Origin of the sequence: Pseudomonas sp. Je.1.5.c (assembly GCF_051129895.1) — a bacterium.
GTDB lineage: Bacteria > Pseudomonadota > Gammaproteobacteria > Pseudomonadales > Pseudomonadaceae > Aquipseudomonas > Aquipseudomonas urmiensis.
Window position 1 is genome coordinate 13,335 of sequence record NZ_JBCPSP010000009.1, and the last position, 19,175, is coordinate 32,509.

Genomic DNA, 19,175 nt, shown 5'->3' on the forward strand with positions numbered 1-19,175 from the left:
GCTAAACGGCCCCGGAGGATAGCCAATCCCTCCACCCATTTCCCCAATGCTGGGGACCACCGCCCACCCAGCGCACACCCAAAGCCCCCTGCCCTTCAGGGCTACAAGCCTTGCCCCACAAGGGCTGCACGCCTATCACCAAGAACTGGCACGGCTGTTGCCCATACCCCCTCAGACGCCCCAACCCCTTGGGCCCGTTTGCAGGAGGGATTGACTCATGCACCGACCGATACCCCACCCGCTGGCAGTGGCGATCCTCGCCGGCATGCTCCAGCTTCCGGCCCAAGCTGCACTCTATGCAGTCGACCCTGGGCCTTATCATCCTGAAACCGGCGGATTCGCCTCGTGGTACCAGGACAGCCACGGGCGCACGCTCGACCTGTGCCTGTCCAAGGCGGTCAGCTCGCGAGTAGCAGGCGCCCCCGGCGCACCGTCGTACATGTGTACGCTGCTGCCGACCCCCGGGGTGTTCGACGACACCCAGCCAATCGTGTTTCCCAGCAACTTCCCCGACGAGACCTTCTGGTTTACCGCCGATGCGGCCATCGTCGACGCTGCCCGTGGCATCGACCTGAGCTTCGGCACGGCTATCGAGGCGGCGTTCGCCGCCGAAGAGCCGGTCGAAGGCGACCAGGTCAGCTTCGCCCGAGTGCGGATCCGCGTCGATGTACCGGTGGCCGGCACCTACATCATCACCCACCCCTATGGCGTCGACGTATTCGACGTGCCTGCTGCCGGCGGGCGCGCGATCAACATGACCCGTGACATCGGCATTGCCGGTGCCGGCGACTTCAGCGGCGCACTCAAAGGCGACGTCGGGCCGTTCCTGCGCAGTGTCAACGGCCCCTACACCGAGACCAACCCGCTGACCGGCGCCAGCGAACGCTACATTGGCGATCCGAACCTTGAAGAAGCCGTGACCGGCAGCCCGTTCAACACCAACTTCGTGCGCATCGAAGGCCCCAACGGCATCGACCTGCGCACCGAGCTGTTCTCGATCTCCGGCAAACTGTCCACGGTCGAGCGCCCCACCCCGCTGATTCCTTTGCGCAGCACCTACTCGCGGCACACCGACAATGGCGACCTGCGCGCGCAGCAGGACGTGTTCGTCATGGCCCCACCGCCACCGGCTACGGTCAGTCTGACCAGCCAAAGCCCGAGCCAGTCGCTGACCGAGGCCAATGGCACTGGCGCCTGGTACGTGCAGTCGGCCCTCAACCCGACCCTGCCCACCACCTTGGTGGTCAATGCCGACAACAGCGTGGCCATCGCCAGCAGCACGCCGACCAACGTCAACCTAGCGCTGACTGACCTGGTGACCATCAGCCGCGCGGAATACAGCCTGGCCAGCGGCCAGCTGACCCTGGTCGCCAGCAGCAGCGATGAAACCTCGCCGCCGGCGATGACCGCCAGCACCCTCAATGGCGCGCTGATCGGCAGCCTCGCCGGCAATGGCGCAGTGAAAACATTGACCACCGGGCTCTCGCCGATCCCGCCGGCCTCGGTCACGGTGACCAGCGCCCATGGCGGCAGCGACAGCGAAGACGTGGTGCTGGTGCCATGAACAGACAACGGCCGTACCTCCAAGGAGGCATCATGAACACATGGTCACGCCGCACGCTGTACGCAGCCGGGCTCTCCTTTACCCTGAGCAGCGTGGCCTGGGCCGCGCTCAGCGAAGTCGATCCTGGTCCCTATACCTTGGCCACCGGGCGCTACCCGATGTGGTACAAGGACGCCAACGACCTGGCCCTCGAACTGTGCCAATCGCGCGCTACCAGCTCGCGGGCACCCGGTGCGCCTGGTGCACCTGCCTACATGTGCACCCTGCTGCCAGAGCCAGGCATCTATGACGATGCCCTGCCACTGGTGTTCCCGGATAACTGGCCGCCAGAAATGTTCTGGTTCCTGGCCGAGACCTCGATACCGCAAGTGGGTAATAGCGGCTACGAGCTGGAAGTCTATGTGGCCGGTATCGAGGCGGCATTCGCCTCGGAGAATCCGGTCGATGGCGACCAGCAGAGCTTCGCCCGCATCCGCATCCGCGCCTCGGTACCCACTGCCGGCACCTACACCATCACCCACCCCTACGGGGTCGAGAGGGTCACGGTCGCGGCAGGTGGACGGCGTGCGATCAACATCACCCGCGACATCGGCATCGGCGCCCCAGGCAACTTTACCGGTGCACTCAACGGCAACATCGGGCCGTTCCTGCAGCGCGCCGCCGGCCTGGTGACCGAGGTCAACCCGGACACCAGCGCCATCGAGACCTTCATCGGCGATCCCAACCTCACCGAGGCGGTCGTCGGCAGCCCGTTCAATACCAACTTCGTGCGCATCGAGGGCCCTCCTGGGCAGATCGAAACCAACCTCTTCAGCGTCTCCGGCAAGGTGCTCGACCCGCGTGAGCAAACCCCGGCGGAGCTGCAACGTGCCACCTACCAGCGCAACGGCGCCGGTACCCGCGTCGAGGTCTTCGCCAAGGCGCCGAACAGCGCCAGCCTGTGCCTGCGCAATGGCCTGGCGCTGGTCGGCTCACCGGCCTCCCCTTGCCAATTCAGCATGTTGGCCGACAACAACGGGCTGTTCTTCAACCAGCAATTGACCCAGGCCGCACCGCCGCCAGTGGTGGTGGTCACCGCCAGCAGCGCGACCGGCGCCACCCGCCCGACTTCGCTGTCGAGCAAACTCACCGACGTGGTCAAGGTGCGCACCGCACGCTATGACTGGGCCAACAAACGCCTGCTGATCGAGGCCAGCTCCAGCGATGAAGTGCAGGTGCCTGACCTGGTCGCCCAAGGCTACGGGCGCATGTCCAAATCCGGCACGCTGCAAAGCCTGACGGTCAATGACCTGACCCAGCCTCCAGCAACGGTCACCGTCAAGTCCGCCCACGGCGGCAGCGATGTCGAGCCGGTGATCGTAGTCGGCAGCGCACCGGTCGAAGCCGAGAACCAGCCACCGCTGGCCCAGGCCGACGGCGGCAGTACCAGTGTCGGCGTGCCGCTGACCCTGAACCTGCTGGCCAACGACAGCGACCCGGACCTCAACGTGCCCCTGGCGATCACCGACCTGACCCAACCCGGCACCGGCCTGGGCTCGGTGGTGCTCAACGGCACGACCGCGATCACCTACACCCCACCGCCCGGCGCCGCCTCGCCGCTGGTGGCCACTTTCAGCTACCGCGCCCAGGACAGCAAAGGCCTGAAATCGGAGCTGACCACAGTGACCATCAACGTCGCGCCCAACCAGGCCCCCACGGCGGTTGCTGAAACCGTCACTACCCTGGGCGTACCGCTGACCATCAACGTGTTGACCAACGACACCGACCTGGAAGGCAACCTGCCATTGACCGTCGCCAGCGTCGGCCAACCAGCACCTGGTCGAGGCACCGTGACCACCGATGGCACCACAGTCACCTATACCCCGCCAACCACCGTCACCACGGCCTTCACCACGACCTTCACCTATGTGGTGCGTGACGCGGTTGGGGCGTTGTCCAGCCCAGGCACGGTCACGGTACAGGTGTCGCCACGCCCAGTCGCAGAGAACTTCGCGGTAACCGCCGCCACGGTCTCGGCGCGCTCCAACAACCGTTACAACTGGGACATCAGCGGCACCTCGTCGGTGACCACCGGCAACACCATCACCGTGCAGGTGACCACGCCGAACGGCCTGGTAACCCTGGGCACCACAACGGTACCGGTGACCGGTCGCTGGCGCCTGGCGGTGAGCAACAGCACCACGGTGATCCCAACGGCCACGCCATCGGCCACCGTGCGCAGTAGCCAAGGCACTACCCGCACCGTGCCAGTGGTCGTGCAGTAACAGCTGCCAAGGAGAACGCCATGAACCGCCTGTACCCGCTGCTGCTGTGCCTGGCCCTGAGTGGCCAGGCTGCCTGGGCCGACGACCTGATGGACAACGCCGACCTTGCCGCCGGCAACGACCTTGGCGAACCGCTGATCGTGCGCCTGCTACCGGCAGGTTCGGGCCAGGCAGCAGTCATCGAGCAGCAAGGCACGGGCAACCGCGCCGCCCTCGACCAGAACGGTCAGGCCCTGCTGGGCCGGATCGTCCAGGCCGGGGGCGCGCAGGAGGCGTACATCCTGCAAGACGGCAACGACCTGATGGCCTCGATCAGCCAACAGGGTTACGGCAACTCCGCATCGATCCGCCAGAGCGGCAGTAGCAACAGTGCTGCGATCGAGCAGATCGGCAACAACAACAGCGCCAGCATCGAGCAGGCCGGCACGGGGCTGACCAGCGCCGTGACCCAAGCCGGCAATGGCCAACACGTACAGATCACCCAATATCGATAGACCTGGAGGCACCACCATGTTCAAGCTCGCACCTTTAAGCGCCGCGATAGTCCTGACCCTGGCCGGCCAGGTCATGGCCGATGACAGCACCTCGACGCAAAACCAGCTCGGCGCCGACAACAGCGCTGAAGTCAAACAGACCCAGTCGTCGTTCGCCTCGGCAACCCAGAACCAGACTGGCCAAGGCCACTACCACGTAGCCGTGCAGGACAACAGCACCAGCCACATCAACCAGAGCGCCACCGGCTCGAAGAACGCCGGCTACGGCGAGCAACTGTTCGAGCAAGGCAGCCAGATCACCCAGCAATCGGGTGGCAGCCTCAACGACAGTTTGTCCAGTCAGTCTGTAGGTGAAAGCAACCAGTCCTTGCAGACCCAACAAGGCAGTGCCAACAAATCGATCGTGTTCCAGGACACCCAAGTGGGCAGCCACGCCACCACCATGCAGTGGGGCGACCGTAACGAGGCGGTGGTCGAGCAAATGTTCGGTGGTACCAACAACAGCGCGCTGATCATGCAAGGGGGTACCGACAACTTTGCCGCCGCAGAGCACCTCTATCATCAGGACGGGAATATCCAGATCTTCCAAGAGGGCAAGGGCAACTGGGCCTACGGCGACCAGCGTGATGGTTTTGCCGGAGTCATCGGCATCAACCAGCATGGCGACGGCAACTCGGTGGAGGTCTGGCAAGGCAATCAGACCGACAGCCAGGCCAGCGTCAACCAGAGCGGCGAGCGCAACGAAGGCTACATCGACCAGAGCTTCGGCGAAGCCAACCTGGCCAGCCTGAGCCAGAGCGGCACCGCCAACGCCAGCTGGTCCGATCAGTTCGAGACCAACAACTCGGTCACCAGTATTTCGCAGAACGGCAACAACAACCTGCACTTCACCTACCAGACCGGCGACAACCACAACCTGAGCATCACCACCACCGGCAATGGCAACAAGATCATGGCCAGCAACTGGAAGGGTGACAAAGCCGGGGGCCAGTTCGGTACTGCGCAACGCGCCGAAATCAACCAGAACGGCTCGCTCAACAGCGTCAACCTGACCCAGGACGGAGCCAACCAACTCGCCCGCCTCAACCAGAAAGGCGTGGGCAACGAGATGCAAACCAATCAGGTCGACAGCAACAACGAGCTGTACTTCGAACAGAACGGCACCGACAACCTGCTGATCGCCGATCAGCGCGGCACCGACAACTACGCCACCGGCCTTTCCGCTGGCACCGGTAACACCATCACCCTGGAGCAATCGGGCTACAGCAACCAGAGCTATACCAACCAGCTGTATGGCAGCGGCAACGAGGCCACCCTCAAACAGACCGACAGCTACAACGTCGCCTACGTGACCCAAGGCGGCAATGCCAACCAGGCATTCGTCGACCAGAGCGGCGCCAACCAGAACGCCACCATCACCCAATTCGGCAACGCCAACCTGGCGACCGTCAACCAGCAGTAATCCCTCCCCCTTGGACCGTGGCGCTCACTCCCTGGCGCCGCGGTTCCTTTTTATCGCCTCTGGCGCTGTGGTGATTGGCCGACAGCGATACAATGCGCCTACCTCCCCCCGAAGCCACCGGCATGATTCAGTCCGACCTCGACCTGTTCGGCCCGCAGCCGCAGCGCCTGGCCAGTCACACCGTGCTATTGCCAGGCTTCGCCCTGGGCGACGTCGAGGCGCTGCTCGATGCCCTGCGCCCGGTGCTGCGCGCCGCACCGTTTCGCCACATGCATACGCCGGGTGGCTTGCGCATGGCGGTAGGCCTGAGCAACTGCGGCAGCTTGGGTTGGGTCAGTGATCAGCACGGCTATCGCTACAGCCCAATAGACCCTGTCAGCGGCAAACCCTGGCCCGCCCTGCCCCAGGTTTTGTTGGCGCTCGCTGCCCGGGCCGCCAGTGAAGCAGGGTTCGACGACTTCGTGCCCGACGCGTGCTTGGTCAACCATTATTTGCCCGGGACGCGTTTGAGCCTGCACCAGGACCGAGACGAGCACGACTTCGGTCAGCCTATCGTGTCGGTCAGCCTGGGCTTGCCGGCGGTATTTCTGTTTGGCGGGCTACAGCGCGCCGATCGTACCCAGCGCATTGCCCTGAACCATGGCGATGTACTGGTCTGGGGTGGCGAGGATCGATTGCGCTTTCATGGCGTATTGCCCATCAAGCCCGGCGTGCATGAACGCCTGGGTGAGCGGCGGATCAACCTGACTTTGCGTAAGGCGGGGTGATATCGCTGTTCACTTAAGACCGGCGTCGTCTGTTTTGGGGCCGCTGTGCGGCCCTATTGGCAAGTGATCCTGTGAGCTCAGCAACTGCAACCTCGATCAGCTACCTTCAACCACCTTGTTCAACGCCGCGCCATCGATACTCAACGTCGCGCTGTCGAACATGCCCTCGACATAGGCCTTGACCAACTGCTCCTGACGCTGGGCACGCAACACCTCGCGCAAACGCGGAGCAACTTCTTCCAACGTTGCCGTGCGCGCCGGCTCCTGGCTGACCAGCTTGATGATGTGATAGCCCGCAGCACTTTGCACCGGCTCGCTGACACCGCCTTGCTTAAGTTTGGGTACCACCCCGCGCACCTCCGGCAACAACCCCGCTAGAGGCTGCAACCCGGTATCGCCGCCTTGCGCCGCGGTGCCTTCATCCTGCGAATGCTCCCGCGCCAGTGCGGCAAAGTCAGCGTCGCTGGCTTGCGCCTGCTTGGCCAGTGCCTGGGCCTGCTTGCGTACTGCCTCGTCATCCTTGGGGTTCTCCACCCGTAGGAAGATCTGGCTCAGGCGATAACGCACAGGCAATTGCAAGCCCGCCTTGCCATTGTCGTAGGCCTGTTGCAACTGCGCGTCACTGGGGTAATCGTCAGGCACCTTGCTGACCGCGCTCAGGTAGTCGCGCAAGACGATCTGCTCGGTCGCCGCGCGGGTCTGGGTCAAGATCTCAGGTCGTTGCGGCCAGCCCTGGGTTTGTGCCTGCTGGAACAGCGCCTTCTCCGCCAGACGTGCACGAATCCATGCTTCCAATGCTGGCCGATCGTTGCGCAACTGGTTGCGCGCATCCTCAGGCAATAGCGCCAGCAGTGCCTTGAGTTCATCACTGCCCACGTGTTGATCGCCCAGCCGCGCCAAGGTCGGCCCGCTGTCGGCAGCCGGCGCAGTACGCGCCGCTGCCACTGGCTCATCCCCTGGGCGTAGCGCCAAGGTCACAGCCACAGCAATCACGGCCAGCGCCCCGGCGCCGGCCCAGAGGGTGCGCGCGCTCAAGAGACGCGCGCCGTTGCAGAGCCTGCCTCGGTTGGGGCCTGGTCGGCCACGTTGCGGCTGTAGTCGCGCAGGTAGACGATGAACTCTTGCAGCAGGCGGTCCCACAGCAGCAGGCTGCCCAGCAGGTGTTTTTCGCTGACACCGTCTGCGACTACCACATCCTTCTCCATCACCAGGAACTCGCCCTGCACCGACAACCGGGCAAAACGGCGGCTGGCGTTCCAGCGCTCGGCCAGCCCCCCGGGCAGCTCACCCTGGATACGCAAGGCGCAGCTGAAGGTGAAATCGAGGAACTCGCCTTCCTTGTTCGGCGCACGATTACCAAACCGCACGGCATAGCCCACGCCCTGGCTGGCACTGAGCAACTGCACCACAGCGTTCTGCTCGCTGCGGTTGACCCGGCAACCGGCGTCTTGCAGCAACTGGGTGAGGGAGTCGGCGCTAACGGTTTCGATCAGGGTGACTTCGGTCATGTGTCGTCTTCCTTGTGATGAGGCAATGCATAGCTCAGAAATTGCCCGCTACCTGGGCAATGCGCTCTAGCGTAGCTGTTGCACCCAGCACCGGCCTTACTACCTTGGGAATAATCCCTTGCTGATCGACAACGGTTTCTCTGTTGGCCAGGCCGCCCTCATCGCGGGGCAAAGCCGAACACCGACTGGCGTGGGAGCGGGCTTGCCCCGCGATGAGGCCAGCCCGCTTGGAGTAAAGGCTTTGCGTCGCAGCGCCCGGCCGCTGCGTGCAATATTCTTCAATACGCCCAAGCGATGACGCTTGAGACTAGGGCTTTCGCCACCGGAGCCAGCCTAGTCCATGGAGCAATTTCTGATTGTCGCCGCCGCCCACTTTCTCGCCTTGCTCTCACCAGGCCCGGACTTCTTCCTGGTAGCACGTACCTCAGCCAGCGCTGGCTGGCGGGTGGCCAGCGGTGCTTGCCTGGGCATCGCGCTGGCCAATGGCGTGTTCATCGGCGCAGCCTTCGCTGGGGTAGCAATACTGCGCGAAGGCAGTGCGCTGTTCATGGCCCTGCAGTTGGCTGGCTGCGCCTATCTGTTGTACATCGGCAAAGTGTTCCTGCGTCATGCCGGGCAGAACGCCCTGGATAACCTTCAAGCCAGCGCAGCACGGGCGACCCCGGGCTGGTTGGCAAGCCTGGCAATGGGCTTTGCCTCGGGCATTCTCAACCCGAAGAACGCGCTGTTCTACGCAAGCCTGGCGAGCATGCTGGCCAGCAGCAGCGCAGGCTGGAAAATCGCCTACGCCTGCTGGATGTGCGCCATTGTCTTGCTGTGGGACCTGCTGGTAGCAATGAGCATCGGCAATCGCCGGGTACTGCGCCGCTTCAGCCGCGCCCTGCCCTGGCTCGAGCGCGCCTCGGGGATCATGCTGATCCTGCTGGCCAGCGCCGTACTCATTCACCTGGCGCTGGGCTGAGCAACACCAGCCGGTTCATGTCCAGCAGGCTGAAGTGGCCGCTGCTCCAGCCCCCGGTGTCCAGGTGCCAGACATTGCCCAACTGTTTGACCTGCAGCACCGGGGTGTGGCCGACCAGCAGCGCTGCCAGGCCTTGCACCCGCTGCGTGTCGCCCTCCTTGAGCCGACGTCGCGACCATTGGCAGACTTCGCGAACCTGCGGGTCATCCTCGGCCTGAAGCCGCCTACGCAGGGTCGGCCAGTCGGCGAACGGGCTGTCGGCATGCAGCAGGCCGATCAAGCCCGCCTCGGTCGGTACCTCCAGGGCAAGCGGCAGATTGGCGAACACCTCGACAAAGCGCAGCTGCTCGCTGCTGGGCAGATCGAGAAACCAGCCACCGCCGGCAGCGCGGTACATGTCCAGATCCAAGCGCCCACCGCGCAGATAGGTAACGGCCAAGGCTTCGTGATTGCCCTGCACCGGATGAAACCAGGGCTGGGCCAACCAGTGCAGCGCCTGTTCACTGTGCGGCCCGCGATCGACCAGGTCGCCGACACTGAACAGGCGGTCGACTAGCGGGTTGAAACCGACCGCATCCAGGCATCGCTGCAAGCGCGCGAAGTGCCCGTGGATATCGCCCACGGCCAGGTCGCGCCCTTTGCTATTGGCTGCTAGCCGGCGAAAAAGCGTCATGGCATCGTTCCTCTGCTACTGCGCCAACGCCAGGCGTAGAATGAAAGCACACGCAGTCAGCAAAACCGGAGGTGCATCATGCGTTCTGTACTTGCCTGTGCCGTACTGATGGTGCTGGCATTCGACAGCATGGCACAAGGCACCCCGACCGCGCAGGTCGAGGTGCGTTTCGATCATCCGGAAAAATTCCGCGATGCCAGCCTCAACAGCCAAGGCTACGAGCGTGGCGCCGATGAGCAGGTGATGAAGGCGCTCAGTGCTCATCTGCAAAAACTCGGTCAACGCTACCTGCAACCCGGTCAGCAGCTGCGCATCGACATCCGCGACATCGACCTGGCGGGTCGCTACGAGCCATGGAACAGCTACGCCTACGATGTGCGCTTCATGCGCGAGATCACTTGGCCGACCATCGAGCTGAACTACACCTTGAGCCAACCGGGAAAACCCGATCAGCAGGCCCAAGAGCGAGTCAGCGACAAGATGTACTTGAGTCGTCCGGGCCGCCAGGTCAGCAGCAGCGACCGCTTGTTTGCCGAAAAAGCCATGCTCGACGACTGGTTCCGCCAGCGCTTTGCGCCCAAGCCGACCTCTTGAGTGAGTAGCACTTGGCTCATGTTGATCTTCCTTGCGTGGAATTGGCCCGCGTGCACTGGTGTGCACGCTGTGAGCGAGAGTATCCTCGGCGCTCAGCCGTCACCAGGATGGATCCAAAATGAAGCTGTGCGCTGTCCAACTTGCCTCTGATAAGGGCGACCTGCAAGCCAATCTCCTGCGCCATGTCCATTGCGTCGAGCAGGCCGTGCGCCACGGCGCGCAGGTGGTGGTGTTTCCTGAGCTGTCCCTGAGCGGCTACGAGCCGAGCCTGGCTCGCGAATTGGCCCAGCCGCTGGACACGACGCTCGTCGACCCCTTGCAGGTGGTGAGCGACCGCCACGGCGTGGTCATCGCGTTCGGACTACCGCTGGCGACAGCGGCAGGCGTGCAAATCGCTATGGCTGTACTGCGCCCTGATCAACCTCGCCTGGGGTATGCCAAGCAACGCTTGCATGCCGATGAGCTGGCGTTCTTCGTCGCTGGCGATCAACCGCTACTGATTGCTGCTGACGACCTTCGGCTGGCGCCGGCGATCTGTTATGAATCGATGTTTTTCGAGCACGCACAGCAGGTGTGCCAACTGGGCGCCGAGCTTTACTTGGTCAGCGTGGCCAAGACTGCCAAAGGCATAAAGGAAGGCTACCAACACTACCCCGAAGTCGCCCGGCGTTTCGCCATGCCGGTAGTGCTGGCTAACTGCATAGGCCCTGCCGATAGCTTTGTCGGCGCAGGCGGATCGGCTGCCTGGGATGCCCAGGGCAACCTCCTGGCCACCCTGGATGACGTGTCGCCAGGACTGATCGTGCTCGACACCCTCACGGGCAAGGCCCAGGCCGTGCCATTGGCCGAGTTGGGGCCATGAGATACCTGTTGCTGATCCTGGCCAGCTACACCTGCAGCTACTGGCTGGTGGGCCTGCTGATTCGCGGCCAACTTGCCGATATTGCCCAAGGGCTGCGCCATCGGCCGGATGCGCCAACGCCTGGCCAATACTTGCGCGAAGTCGAGCAGCATGCCCGGCGCGCCCATCGCCAATACAGCCTGATGGCCGGTAGCGCCCTAGCACTGGTGATTTGCCTGTTGGCCTATTGGCTTAGTTGAGGGCTTGGCCGTGCCCCGCGCTGCGGATCAGAAATCCAGCGTCAGACTTTGCCGCCCCTCCAGGGCCAGCAGCAGTTGCTTGGCCGGCAGACCACCGGCAAAGCCGGTCAGGCTGCCCGAGGCGCCGATCACCCGATGGCAAGGGGCGATGATCGAAATGGGGTTACGGCCATTGGCCGCGCCGACCGCACGTACAGCACTGGGGTTGCCGATCTGTCGGGCGATTTCGCTGTAGCTGCGGGTTTCGCCGAACGGAATGGTCAAGAGCGCCGCCCACACCTGGCGCTGGAATTCGGTGCCGACAAAGTCCAAATCCAGCTCGAAGCGCTGCCGTTGGCCGGCAAAATACTCGCCTAGCTGAAGTGCAGTCTCTTGCAACAGCGGATGCTCGTCATCGCGCTGAAGCTCGCCCAGACGCACACGATTCTCCCGCTCCTCCTGCCATAACACCGCGGCCAGCCGATTACCCCGCGCAACCAGGGTCAAGGTGCCAACGGGCGATTGCATGAGGGTGAATGCGCAAGACATGACCAATACCTAGGTAACAACGTGTTCGGCGAACTTTACCTGCAAATGCCTGCAACGGCACCTGGGCAGCGCTCAGGTTTCAGCACGCGAATCTCGCTTGCGCCGCTCAAGCCCCAACGCGATACCCACCAGCGCGATCGCCAGGGTGTAGGCAAAAAGCCCCAGGTTAACCCCCAGGATCATCTTCTCTGAGCCGTCCGAGAGCACCATCGAGCCACCGTAGCCATCACGCAACCAGTACGCCATCAAGAAGCCGCCGGTGACGAAGGCGGTCAGCAGGCTGGCCAGGCGCAGATTATCCTTGACCCAGACCAGCCAGACGCTGAACACCCCAAGCGCGGTATTGGTGAACAATTGCCAGGTCTCATGCAGGCGCGCATGCGGCGCCCACGCCTGATTGAAGACATGGCTGTCATTGACCTCGAGAATCGGCACGATGACGGCGTAGAAGACTATGCCAACGGTCACCAAGAGCTTCGCAACCACCTCACCACCTCCCTGTTCGTGACTTGGGCGTTTCCTGCCCTGGCGTGCACTGTAGCTGCTAGCTGCCCGCACAGCCACCTGGCGAGGTGGCTAGGCGTATGCGCGATCAATCCTCTTCAGTCAATTCACACACACCGTTGGCGCCGCCTTTACCGGTGTAGGAGACGCTCGGCGAGCCATCGGGGCTGACGGTCAGGGAAATAGTCACACCACTGCCCTTGGCCTCGAAATAGTTGTCGTTGAACTTCTTCAGCTTGGCCTCCTTGCCGTTGATGTAGATCGGCCCGCCTTCGTCGGCATGTACTTCGATGTCGCCAGGGCATGTGGCGTTGACCAGTGGAATCTGCGCCTGGGCCAGCCCGGCTAGGCAAGCCAGCAGTGCACCCAACAGAACATGCCTCATACAACCTCCTGATTCGCTCCAGTGCAGAAGCTTCAGCAATAGCCCACCTAAGGACAACGCGCCAATCCCAGCCACAGATAGCCACCAAGTCGATCAGCGCGATGACGCTGCCACCGGGCTCGGCCCAAGGCACTGTTGCATAAAAAAGCCCCGGCATTTGCCAGGGCTGAAAAACGACCAAGCCCGACTCGTTCGCCGGGCTGGGAAGGTTTAGTTGGACGGCTGGCGGCTGTGGTGCCAATAGAGGTACAGCAGTCCAAGCGGGGCGATAAAGATCGCCAGGAACCAGCACACGAACATCGTGAAGAACTTGGCAGCCAGCATGAACAACGCGTTCACGAAGAATACGTTGCGCCCCATGATGAAACCCACCGCGCTCTCGTACACGAACCTTGAGTAGGGATAGAGCAACGTGCTCACCACGGAAATGGCAACGGTGGCGAAGTCAAGCCCGAGGGGAGCACGTGACTTCATGTAAATGAAAAAGGCCGCGAAGAGTGCGCCGAAAAACAATTGACGAGCGTAATAGCTAGGCGTCAGACCGCCAAAGGACATAGCAAGAAAGTTGCGCATAAGATCCGTCTCAAGGTTTCAAAGGGCCGGTATTTTAGCAGCCTGGCCGTGTCAGTAAAGTCTTGATACAGACAGGCTGGGTAGACGAAGGAGAGCGACAAAGAGATAAGTGGAGAACGGCTGCTGACCGCCGTTCACCAAGACCGAGCAGGTGCGTACGTGTGGCAACAGCGTTAGCCCGCCGCCGATGGCAGCACTGGCGCGAGCCGATGATCCATGGCCGACGGTATCGGAACTCGCGAGTGTTGCCTAGGAATCTCGGCGCTTGCCAACGACGACCGCGCCGCGGGTGATCGAGAATCCGACGTCCCCTACGTAATTGCCAGTCGTTTGTGTGCATGACTCGGACTGCCCCATCGCAATCGGTACCACGTTGATAACGTCGTAGCCGGCGTGATCAAAGTCTTCGTACATTTTTTGTAAGTGCGCCGCGTACTCATCAAAATCCACGACCTTCTGATTGTGCACAACTTCGACCTTGTTCCCGAAGAGCCCGGCTGGCTTGGTTCCTGATTCCAGTGATGCGTAGAACCAGCGCGTGACAAACTTTCCTGACATAGAACCTCCTGTAAGCGGAACCCAACGATATCAAATGAGTGGCGCCAATCAATCGCCACGATTCGATAGGCTACCCTTCGTCGCATGGCGTCCAAGTCGGCCCACCCGACCAGTCGCTTGATGTTCCAAACCTGGCAAAGGTGGGCTGTGGATCAACGAGCCAAGTGTTACAATCCGCCACTTCAAATCGGCGCTGAAGGCGCTGAACATCCGTGAACGCCGTCAGTACGACACCCGCCACACCTACGCAACCATGTGCCTGATGCCTGGGATGAACCCCGCGTTCATCGCGAGCCAGCTTGGCCACAGCGTCGAGATGTTGCTCTCTACCTACGCGAAATGGATCAGCTCCTCCTCGGACTGGAGGGAGCTGGAGAAGCTGCCGCCCCGCGTCGAATTGGCCCAAAATTGGCCCAAGACTGACGACAGGGCCTAAATACACCTCTGGAATCCCCGCAGGACAAGCACTTGATTTCTACCGCTAACATCACCATGCAATTCGGCGCCAAGCCGCTGTTCGAGAACGTCTCGGTCAAATTCAATAACGGCAACCGCTACGGCCTGATCGGCGCCAACGGTTGCGGCAAGTCGACCTTCATGAAGATCCTCGGCGGCGATCTGGAGCCGTCTGGCGGCCAGGTGATGCTTGAGCCGAACACCCGCCTTGGTAAGCTGCGCCAGGATCAGTTCGCCTACGAAGACTTCACTGTGATCGACACCGTGATCATGGGCCATGAGCAGCTGTTCAAGGTCAAGGCCGAGCGTGATCGTATCTATTCGCTGCCTGAGATGAGCGAAGAAGACGGCATGGCCGTCGCTGAGCTGGAAACCGAGTTCGCCGAAATGGACGGCTACACCGCCGACTCGCGCGCCGGCGAACTGTTGCTGGGCCTGGGTATTCCACTGGAACAGCACTACGGCCCGATGAGCGAAGTCGCGCCGGGCTGGAAACTGCGCGTGCTGCTGGCCCAGGCGTTGTTCTCGGATCCGGACGTGCTGCTGCTCGACGAGCCGACCAACCACCTGGACATCAACACCATCCGCTGGCTGGAAACCATTCTCACGGCGCGTAACAGCATCATGATCATCATTTCCCACGACCGGCACTTCCTCAACAGCGTGTGCACCCACATGGCTGACCTGGACTACGGCGAGCTGCGCCTGTTCCCGGGCAACTATGACGAGTACATGACTGCTGCAACCCAGTCGCGCGAGCAACTTTTGGCCGACAACGCCAAGAAAAAGGCGCAGATCGCCGAGCTGCAGACCTTCGTCAGCCGCTTCTCGGCCAACGCCTCCAAGGCCAAGCAGGCCACCTCGCGGGCCAAGCAGATCGACAAGATCCAGCTGGCCGAGGTCAAGCCGTCGAGCCGGGTCAGCCCGTTCATCCGCTTCGAGCAGAACAAGAAGCTGCACCGTCAGGCGGTGACCATCGAGAAGATGGCCAAGGCATTCGACGACAAAGTGCTGTTCAAAGACTTCAGCTTCACCGTCGAAGCCGGTGAGCGCGTCGCCATCATCGGCCCTAACGGTATCGGCAAGACCACCCTGCTGCGTACCATGGTCGGTGAAGTGCAGCCCGACGCGGGTGCGGTCAAGTGGACCGATAGCGCCGAAGTGGGCTACTACGCCCAGGACCACGCCCACGACTTCGAAGATGACGTCAACCTGTTCGAGTGGATGGGCCAGTGGACCCAGGGCGAGCAGATGATCCGTGGCACCTTGGGCCGGATGCTGTTCTCCAACGACGAGATCCTCAAGTCGGTCAAGGTGATTTCCGGTGGTGAGCAAGGCCGGATGCTGTTCGGCAAGCTGATCCTGCAAAAGCCGAACGTACTGGTGATGGACGAACCGACCAACCACTTGGACATGGAATCGATCGAGGCGCTGAACCTGGCGCTGGAAAACTACCCAGGCACCCTGCTGTTCGTCAGCCATGACCGCGAGTTCGTGTCGTCGCTGGCGACCCGGATCATCGAGCTGACGCCTGAGGGCGTGGTCGACTTCAGCGGCACCTATGACGACTACCTGCGTAGCCAGGGCGTCGTGGTCTGAGCTGAGCGACTGAGTCAGTAGCCAGCAATCGCGGGGCAAGCCCGCCCTCACGCAGTGCGTGGGGGTGGGCTTGCCCCGCGCTCTTTTCGGCCTGCGGCCAGCACCAGCCGACGAATAATTCGTTAGCCTGCTTTCATTTATCCCAGACTACGGCCATGATGCTTGCACGCCCAACCGCCCGCCCGCGAACGAGCCCATGACCGCGCAAGAACCCGCCCCCAGTAATAGCTTTGCCATCACCCAGCAGATCCTCTCGATCGTCTTCTATACCTTCATCGCCTTCCTCTGCATCGGCCTGCCGATTGCGGTACTGCCCAGCTATGTGCACGACCAACTGGGTTTTGGCGCGGTGATCGCTGGAGTGACCATCGGCCTGCAGTACCTGGCGACACTGCTCAGCCGGCCGTTCGCCGGGCGGGTGGCAGACAGCCTGGGTGGCAAGCGAGCCATTGGCTACGGCTTGTTTGGCATCGCCGGTTGCGGGGTGCTGACCCTGTTCTCGGCCTGGACCCTGAGCCTGCCCTGGCTGAGCCTGGCGCTGCTGCTCGGTGGGCGTTTGCTGTTGGGCATCGCCCAAGGCTTGATCGGCGTTGCCACCTTGAGCTGGGGCATCAGCCAGGTGGGCGCCGAGCACACCGCACGGGTGATTTCCTGGAACGGCATCGCCTCGTATGGCGCCATCGCCATCGGCGCGCCGGTGGGCGTGCTGATGGTCGATGGCCTGGACTTCAGCGTGCTGGGGCCGGCCCTGCTGATCCTGGCGGCACTGGCGCTGCTGGCCCTGCGCAAGCGGCCAGACGTCGTGGTAGTACGCGGCGAACGCCTGCCGTTCTGGTCGGCGTTCGCCCGAGTAGCGCCTTGTGGAATGGGCCTGACCCTGGCCTCGATTGGCTATGGCACGCTGACCACCTTCGTCACCCTGTATTACCTGGAGCGCGGCTGGGCTGGCGCGGCGTTGTGCCTGAGCGCGTTCGGCGTGTGCTTCATCATTTCGCGGCGGCTGTTCGTCAATGCGGTCAATCGCTTTGGCGGTTATGCGGTGGCTGTGAGCTGTATGGCGACGGAAGTGCTAGGGCTGAGCCTGCTTTGGCTTGCGCCCTCGCCTGCCTGGGCGCTGGTTGGCGCGGGCTTGACCGGATTCGGCCTGTCCCTGGTGTATCCGGCCCTGGGCGTGGAAGCGATCAAACAGGTGCCGAGCAGCAGCCGTGGCGCTGGCCTGGGGGCGTATGCGGTGTTTTTCGACCTGGCCCTGGCAATCGCTGGCCCGGTGATGGGCGCAGTGGCGGTGCACCTGGGCTATGCCTCGATCTTCGGCGTGGCCGCCCTGCTGGCGCTTTCTGGGGTGGGCCTGACCCTAGTGCTCGCTCGCCGCCGCTGAGCGCTCGCCTGGCTCTGGCCCACCCAGGGTCTGGCTAAAGAAATCGGCGGTTTCGCGCTGTAGCGAGTGATGAATCTGCCGACGGTCGACGCCCTCGGCATCCTTGCACACTACAGGCATGCGCGCATGCTGCTCGGCATCGCAGGGCGCCATGAAAATGAAATGCCCCGCCCCTGCCAACAACCGATAGTCGGGGGTGACCGGCAGCTTGCGCGCCAGAGCCTGGGCATTGCGATCCAGCGCCAGCAACTGATCGTTGTCACCGCTGTAGATCAGCGCAGGGACATGCACGCCGCTCAAGGCGTGCCGGCCAAACATCAAGCTCAACGGCGCCATCAGCACCAGTGCGCCAACCCTGGGGTCGGCCTGGGCGGTCAGCTCGCTGCGATCAGCGATCAACACGCCGTGGGTCTTGCAGGCATCGGCATCACCAGGGCGCTCCAGGCAGTAACGGTGCAAACGATCGAGGTCGGGCTGGGCGCCAGACACGATCAAGGCCGTCTCGCCCCCTGCCGAGTAACCAATCACGCCCACCTTGCCGTCGTTCAAATAGGGGCCGAGCACGCTGTCCGCACGCGCAGCGCTGATCGCTGCGCTCACTTGCAATGGCCGGCCGTAGAGATTGCTCAAGGTACCCAGGCGACTGTGGTCACTGGCGTTGTCGCCCGGGTGGGTCAGCGCCACCACCACGAATCCCCGACGCGCTAGCGCGCTGGCTAAATCGTGCAGAGCCAAAGGGCTGCCGGTATTGCCGTGGGACACGACCAGCAAAGGGAACTGCCCCAGCGCGACCGGAGCGTCCTCGGCTACGGTGAGCGGATAGCCTTCAAGGCGGATGTGATGTGCTTGACCTGTGGAGGGATAGAACGCCAAGGCCTGCATCGGGCGGGCGTCTAGCGGGTCGGCCAGTTGCAGATGATGCAACCCTGCAACCCACGGCGCCGCGTCAGCGCGAGCCAACAGGTCGGCCAACAACAGGCACGCTACCAACACAGGGGTTCGGTTCATCGCAGGCGTCTCCCCGCGAAACGGAAGGATAGCGCCAGCATAAGCCCCGGCCTTGGCCAGCAGATGAAAACTGGATGAAACAACGCAGCGCGGGGCAAGCCAGCTCCCGCTACCGCCCTCTAAAAGGAGGTAGCGTGGGAGCGGGCTTGGCCCGCGATGGCGTCAGCACATCACTGCACTCAGGCAGCGACGAACAACTCACCGGCAATCTGCGCCTGAGCGGCGTCGATCGCTTGGCTGCGGTGCTCTGGACCATAGGCCAGGCCGTGGGCACGGACGATTTCCAGGTCGCTGATGCCGATAAAGCCGAGGAACACCTTAAGGAAGTCCTCATGGCCAGCACCGGTCGGTTGGCCAGCGTGCAGGCCGCCTGCGGTGGAAACCAGGATCACCTTTTTGTTACCGCACAGGCCTTCTGGGCCGGCTTCGGTGTAGCGGAAGGTCTTGCCAGCGACAGCAATGCGGTCGATCCAGGCTTTGAGCTGGGTCGGTACGGTGAAGTTGTACATCGGCGCGCCGATCACCACGGCGTCGGCAGCGAGGAACTCATCCAGGGTTTCCTGGCTCAGCTTGGCTTCGTGCGCCTGGGCGGCATCGCGCATTTCCTCTGGGGTGCCAGCGGCAACCAGGGTGGCGGCGGAGAAGTGGCTGATGGCATCGGCGGCCAGGTCGCGGTAGACCACTTCGATGCTCGAATCAGCGGCTTTCCAGGCGTCTACCACTTCGCGGCTCAGCTGACGGGAGGCGGAATTGTCGCCCAGAATGCTCGAATCGATATGCAACAGTTTCATGGGACTC

21 protein-coding genes and 1 pseudogene are annotated in these 19,175 nt (G+C 62.8%); 12 read left to right on the plus strand and 10 right to left on the minus strand.

Features of this window, described 5'->3' with window-relative positions; all coding sequences use genetic code 11:
* The first annotated feature begins 217 nt into the window (after positions 1–217).
* The 5 genes from AAZU54_RS09645 (at position 218) to alkB (ending at position 6,551) form a co-directional block, all read left to right on the plus strand.
* Positions 218–1,564 (plus strand): hypothetical protein, encoded by a 1,347-nt coding sequence (locus AAZU54_RS09645; RefSeq protein WP_186554362.1) that lies wholly within the window; start codon positions 218–220, stop codon positions 1,562–1,564.
* Positions 1,565–1,596: 32 nt separating this feature from the next.
* Positions 1,597–3,828 carry an Ig-like domain-containing protein gene (locus AAZU54_RS09650; protein ID WP_434727079.1) on the plus strand — a complete coding sequence of 744 codons (2,232 nt, stop codon included), beginning with the start codon at positions 1,597–1,599 and terminating at the stop codon, positions 3,826–3,828.
* A 20-nt stretch (positions 3,829–3,848) separates the two neighbouring features.
* Entirely contained in the window at positions 3,849–4,322 is a 474-nt protein-coding gene (locus AAZU54_RS09655; RefSeq protein ID WP_186554360.1) for a curlin, read from the plus strand.
* Positions 4,323–4,338: 16 nt separating this feature from the next.
* Positions 4,339–5,784 (plus strand): curlin, encoded by a 1,446-nt coding sequence (locus tag AAZU54_RS09660; protein ID WP_312152458.1) that lies wholly within the window; start codon positions 4,339–4,341, stop codon positions 5,782–5,784.
* Between the two features lie 122 nt (positions 5,785–5,906).
* Complete coding sequence (alkB, locus tag AAZU54_RS09665; RefSeq protein WP_405129480.1) at positions 5,907–6,551, plus strand: DNA oxidative demethylase AlkB; 645 nt, start codon at positions 5,907–5,909, stop codon at positions 6,549–6,551.
* Between the two features lie 96 nt (positions 6,552–6,647).
* Here the strand turns inward: alkB and AAZU54_RS09670 are convergent, their stop codons facing one another.
* Together AAZU54_RS09670 and AAZU54_RS09675 are read right to left on the minus strand one after the other, a co-directional pair.
* Positions 6,648–7,586 (minus strand): peptidylprolyl isomerase, encoded by a 939-nt coding sequence (locus AAZU54_RS09670; protein ID WP_434727080.1) that lies wholly within the window; start codon positions 7,584–7,586, stop codon positions 6,648–6,650.
* Positions 7,583–8,059 (minus strand): YbjN domain-containing protein, encoded by a 477-nt coding sequence (locus AAZU54_RS09675; RefSeq protein ID WP_186554356.1) that lies wholly within the window; start codon positions 8,057–8,059, stop codon positions 7,583–7,585. Before AAZU54_RS09675 ends, AAZU54_RS09670 begins: the two co-directional genes overlap by 4 nt.
* 340 nt (positions 8,060–8,399) lie before the next feature.
* Between AAZU54_RS09675 and AAZU54_RS09680 the strand changes: the two genes are divergently transcribed.
* Positions 8,400–9,020, plus strand: a complete 621-nt coding sequence (locus AAZU54_RS09680; protein WP_186554355.1) for a LysE family translocator — start codon at positions 8,400–8,402, stop codon at positions 9,018–9,020.
* Here the strand turns inward: AAZU54_RS09680 and AAZU54_RS09685 are convergent.
* The gene (locus tag AAZU54_RS09685; RefSeq protein ID WP_186554354.1) at positions 8,998–9,693 is read right to left on the minus strand and encodes a metallophosphoesterase; all 696 of its coding nucleotides are present in this window, start codon (positions 9,691–9,693) and stop codon (positions 8,998–9,000) included. The genes AAZU54_RS09680 and AAZU54_RS09685 overlap by 23 nt on opposite strands.
* A 78-nt stretch (positions 9,694–9,771) precedes the next feature.
* Here AAZU54_RS09685 and AAZU54_RS09690 point away from each other — a divergent pair, with 78 nt between their 5' ends.
* The 3 genes from AAZU54_RS09690 to AAZU54_RS09700 all read left to right on the plus strand — a co-directional run bounded on the left by AAZU54_RS09690 (position 9,772) and on the right by AAZU54_RS09700 (position 11,388).
* Positions 9,772–10,287, plus strand: coding sequence for a DUF3016 domain-containing protein (locus AAZU54_RS09690; protein WP_186554353.1), 516 nt, complete (start codon positions 9,772–9,774; stop codon positions 10,285–10,287).
* 118 nt (positions 10,288–10,405) lie between these two features.
* Positions 10,406–11,149, plus strand: coding sequence for a carbon-nitrogen hydrolase family protein (locus AAZU54_RS09695; protein WP_186554352.1), 744 nt, complete (start codon positions 10,406–10,408; stop codon positions 11,147–11,149).
* Positions 11,146–11,388, plus strand: coding sequence for a hypothetical protein (locus AAZU54_RS09700; protein ID WP_186554351.1), 243 nt, complete (start codon positions 11,146–11,148; stop codon positions 11,386–11,388). Before AAZU54_RS09695 ends, AAZU54_RS09700 begins: the two co-directional genes overlap by 4 nt.
* A gap of 27 nt (positions 11,389–11,415) precedes the next feature.
* Here the strand turns inward: AAZU54_RS09700 and AAZU54_RS09705 are convergent, their stop codons facing one another.
* From AAZU54_RS09705 to AAZU54_RS09725, 5 genes are all read right to left on the minus strand, one after another.
* Positions 11,416–11,916: a methylated-DNA--[protein]-cysteine S-methyltransferase gene (locus AAZU54_RS09705; RefSeq protein WP_186554350.1), complete on the minus strand. Its 501-nt coding sequence runs from the start codon at positions 11,914–11,916 to the stop codon at positions 11,416–11,418.
* Positions 11,917–11,988: 72 nt separating this feature from the next.
* Positions 11,989–12,402 (minus strand): hypothetical protein, encoded by a 414-nt coding sequence (locus AAZU54_RS09710; protein WP_186554349.1) that lies wholly within the window; start codon positions 12,400–12,402, stop codon positions 11,989–11,991.
* A gap of 106 nt (positions 12,403–12,508) precedes the next feature.
* The gene (locus AAZU54_RS09715; protein ID WP_312154447.1) at positions 12,509–12,805 is read right to left on the minus strand and encodes a hypothetical protein; all 297 of its coding nucleotides are present in this window, start codon (positions 12,803–12,805) and stop codon (positions 12,509–12,511) included.
* A 210-nt stretch (positions 12,806–13,015) separates the two neighbouring features.
* Positions 13,016–13,378, minus strand: coding sequence for a hypothetical protein (locus tag AAZU54_RS09720; protein ID WP_434727081.1), 363 nt, complete (start codon positions 13,376–13,378; stop codon positions 13,016–13,018).
* A gap of 249 nt (positions 13,379–13,627) precedes the next feature.
* Complete coding sequence (locus AAZU54_RS09725) at positions 13,628–13,936, minus strand: hypothetical protein (RefSeq protein WP_264232627.1); 309 nt, start codon at positions 13,934–13,936, stop codon at positions 13,628–13,630.
* A gap of 84 nt (positions 13,937–14,020) precedes the next feature.
* Between AAZU54_RS09725 and AAZU54_RS09730 the strand changes: the two are divergent.
* The 3 genes and pseudogenes from AAZU54_RS09730 (at position 14,021) to AAZU54_RS09740 (ending at position 17,369) form a co-directional block, all read left to right on the plus strand.
* Positions 14,021–14,372 (plus strand): annotated as a pseudogene (locus tag AAZU54_RS09730) (integrase).
* 32 nt (positions 14,373–14,404) lie between these two features.
* Positions 14,405–15,991, plus strand: a complete 1,587-nt coding sequence (locus AAZU54_RS09735) for an ABC-F family ATPase (RefSeq protein WP_434727082.1) — start codon at positions 14,405–14,407, stop codon at positions 15,989–15,991.
* 196 nt (positions 15,992–16,187) lie between these two features.
* Positions 16,188–17,369, plus strand: a complete 1,182-nt coding sequence (locus AAZU54_RS09740) for an MFS transporter (protein WP_434727083.1) — start codon at positions 16,188–16,190, stop codon at positions 17,367–17,369.
* Here the strand turns inward: AAZU54_RS09740 and AAZU54_RS09745 are convergent.
* Positions 17,346–18,377: an alpha/beta hydrolase family protein gene (locus AAZU54_RS09745; RefSeq protein WP_434727084.1), complete on the minus strand. Its 1,032-nt coding sequence runs from the start codon at positions 18,375–18,377 to the stop codon at positions 17,346–17,348. The genes AAZU54_RS09740 and AAZU54_RS09745 overlap by 24 nt on opposite strands.
* A 179-nt stretch (positions 18,378–18,556) precedes the next feature.
* Positions 18,557–19,168, minus strand: a complete 612-nt coding sequence (locus AAZU54_RS09750) for an FMN-dependent NADH-azoreductase (RefSeq protein ID WP_434727085.1) — start codon at positions 19,166–19,168, stop codon at positions 18,557–18,559.
* Positions 19,169–19,175 lie beyond the last annotated feature (7 nt).

What these genes read in the sequence shown, in the direction of transcription:
- AAZU54_RS09705 (WP_186554350.1), bottom strand. Translation starts at nt 11,916, where the DNA reads ATGTCTTGCGCATTCACCCTCATGCAATCGCCCGTTGGCACCTTGACC.
- AAZU54_RS09650 (WP_434727079.1), top strand. Translation starts at nt 1,597, where the DNA reads ATGAACACATGGTCACGCCGCACGCTGTACGCAGCCGGGCTCTCCTTT.
- AAZU54_RS09700 (WP_186554351.1), top strand. Translation starts at nt 11,146, where the DNA reads ATGAGATACCTGTTGCTGATCCTGGCCAGCTACACCTGCAGCTACTGG.
- AAZU54_RS09685 (WP_186554354.1), bottom strand. Translation starts at nt 9,693, where the DNA reads ATGACGCTTTTTCGCCGGCTAGCAGCCAATAGCAAAGGGCGCGACCTG.
- AAZU54_RS09645 (WP_186554362.1), top strand. Translation starts at nt 218, where the DNA reads ATGCACCGACCGATACCCCACCCGCTGGCAGTGGCGATCCTCGCCGGC.
- AAZU54_RS09725 (WP_264232627.1), bottom strand. Translation starts at nt 13,936, where the DNA reads ATGTCAGGAAAGTTTGTCACGCGCTGGTTCTACGCATCACTGGAATCA.
- AAZU54_RS09740 (WP_434727083.1), top strand. Translation starts at nt 16,188, where the DNA reads ATGACCGCGCAAGAACCCGCCCCCAGTAATAGCTTTGCCATCACCCAG.
- AAZU54_RS09680 (WP_186554355.1), top strand. Translation starts at nt 8,400, where the DNA reads ATGGAGCAATTTCTGATTGTCGCCGCCGCCCACTTTCTCGCCTTGCTC.
- AAZU54_RS09695 (WP_186554352.1), top strand. Translation starts at nt 10,406, where the DNA reads ATGAAGCTGTGCGCTGTCCAACTTGCCTCTGATAAGGGCGACCTGCAA.
- AAZU54_RS09720 (WP_434727081.1), bottom strand. Translation starts at nt 13,378, where the DNA reads ATGCGCAACTTTCTTGCTATGTCCTTTGGCGGTCTGACGCCTAGCTAT.
- AAZU54_RS09660 (WP_312152458.1), top strand. Translation starts at nt 4,339, where the DNA reads ATGTTCAAGCTCGCACCTTTAAGCGCCGCGATAGTCCTGACCCTGGCC.
- AAZU54_RS09655 (WP_186554360.1), top strand. Translation starts at nt 3,849, where the DNA reads ATGAACCGCCTGTACCCGCTGCTGCTGTGCCTGGCCCTGAGTGGCCAG.
- AAZU54_RS09715 (WP_312154447.1), bottom strand. Translation starts at nt 12,805, where the DNA reads ATGAGGCATGTTCTGTTGGGTGCACTGCTGGCTTGCCTAGCCGGGCTG.
- alkB (WP_405129480.1), top strand. Translation starts at nt 5,907, where the DNA reads ATGATTCAGTCCGACCTCGACCTGTTCGGCCCGCAGCCGCAGCGCCTG.
- AAZU54_RS09675 (WP_186554356.1), bottom strand. Translation starts at nt 8,059, where the DNA reads ATGACCGAAGTCACCCTGATCGAAACCGTTAGCGCCGACTCCCTCACC.
- AAZU54_RS09690 (WP_186554353.1), top strand. Translation starts at nt 9,772, where the DNA reads ATGCGTTCTGTACTTGCCTGTGCCGTACTGATGGTGCTGGCATTCGAC.
- AAZU54_RS09750 (WP_434727085.1), bottom strand. Translation starts at nt 19,168, where the DNA reads ATGAAACTGTTGCATATCGATTCGAGCATTCTGGGCGACAATTCCGCC.
- AAZU54_RS09745 (WP_434727084.1), bottom strand. Translation starts at nt 18,377, where the DNA reads ATGAACCGAACCCCTGTGTTGGTAGCGTGCCTGTTGTTGGCCGACCTG.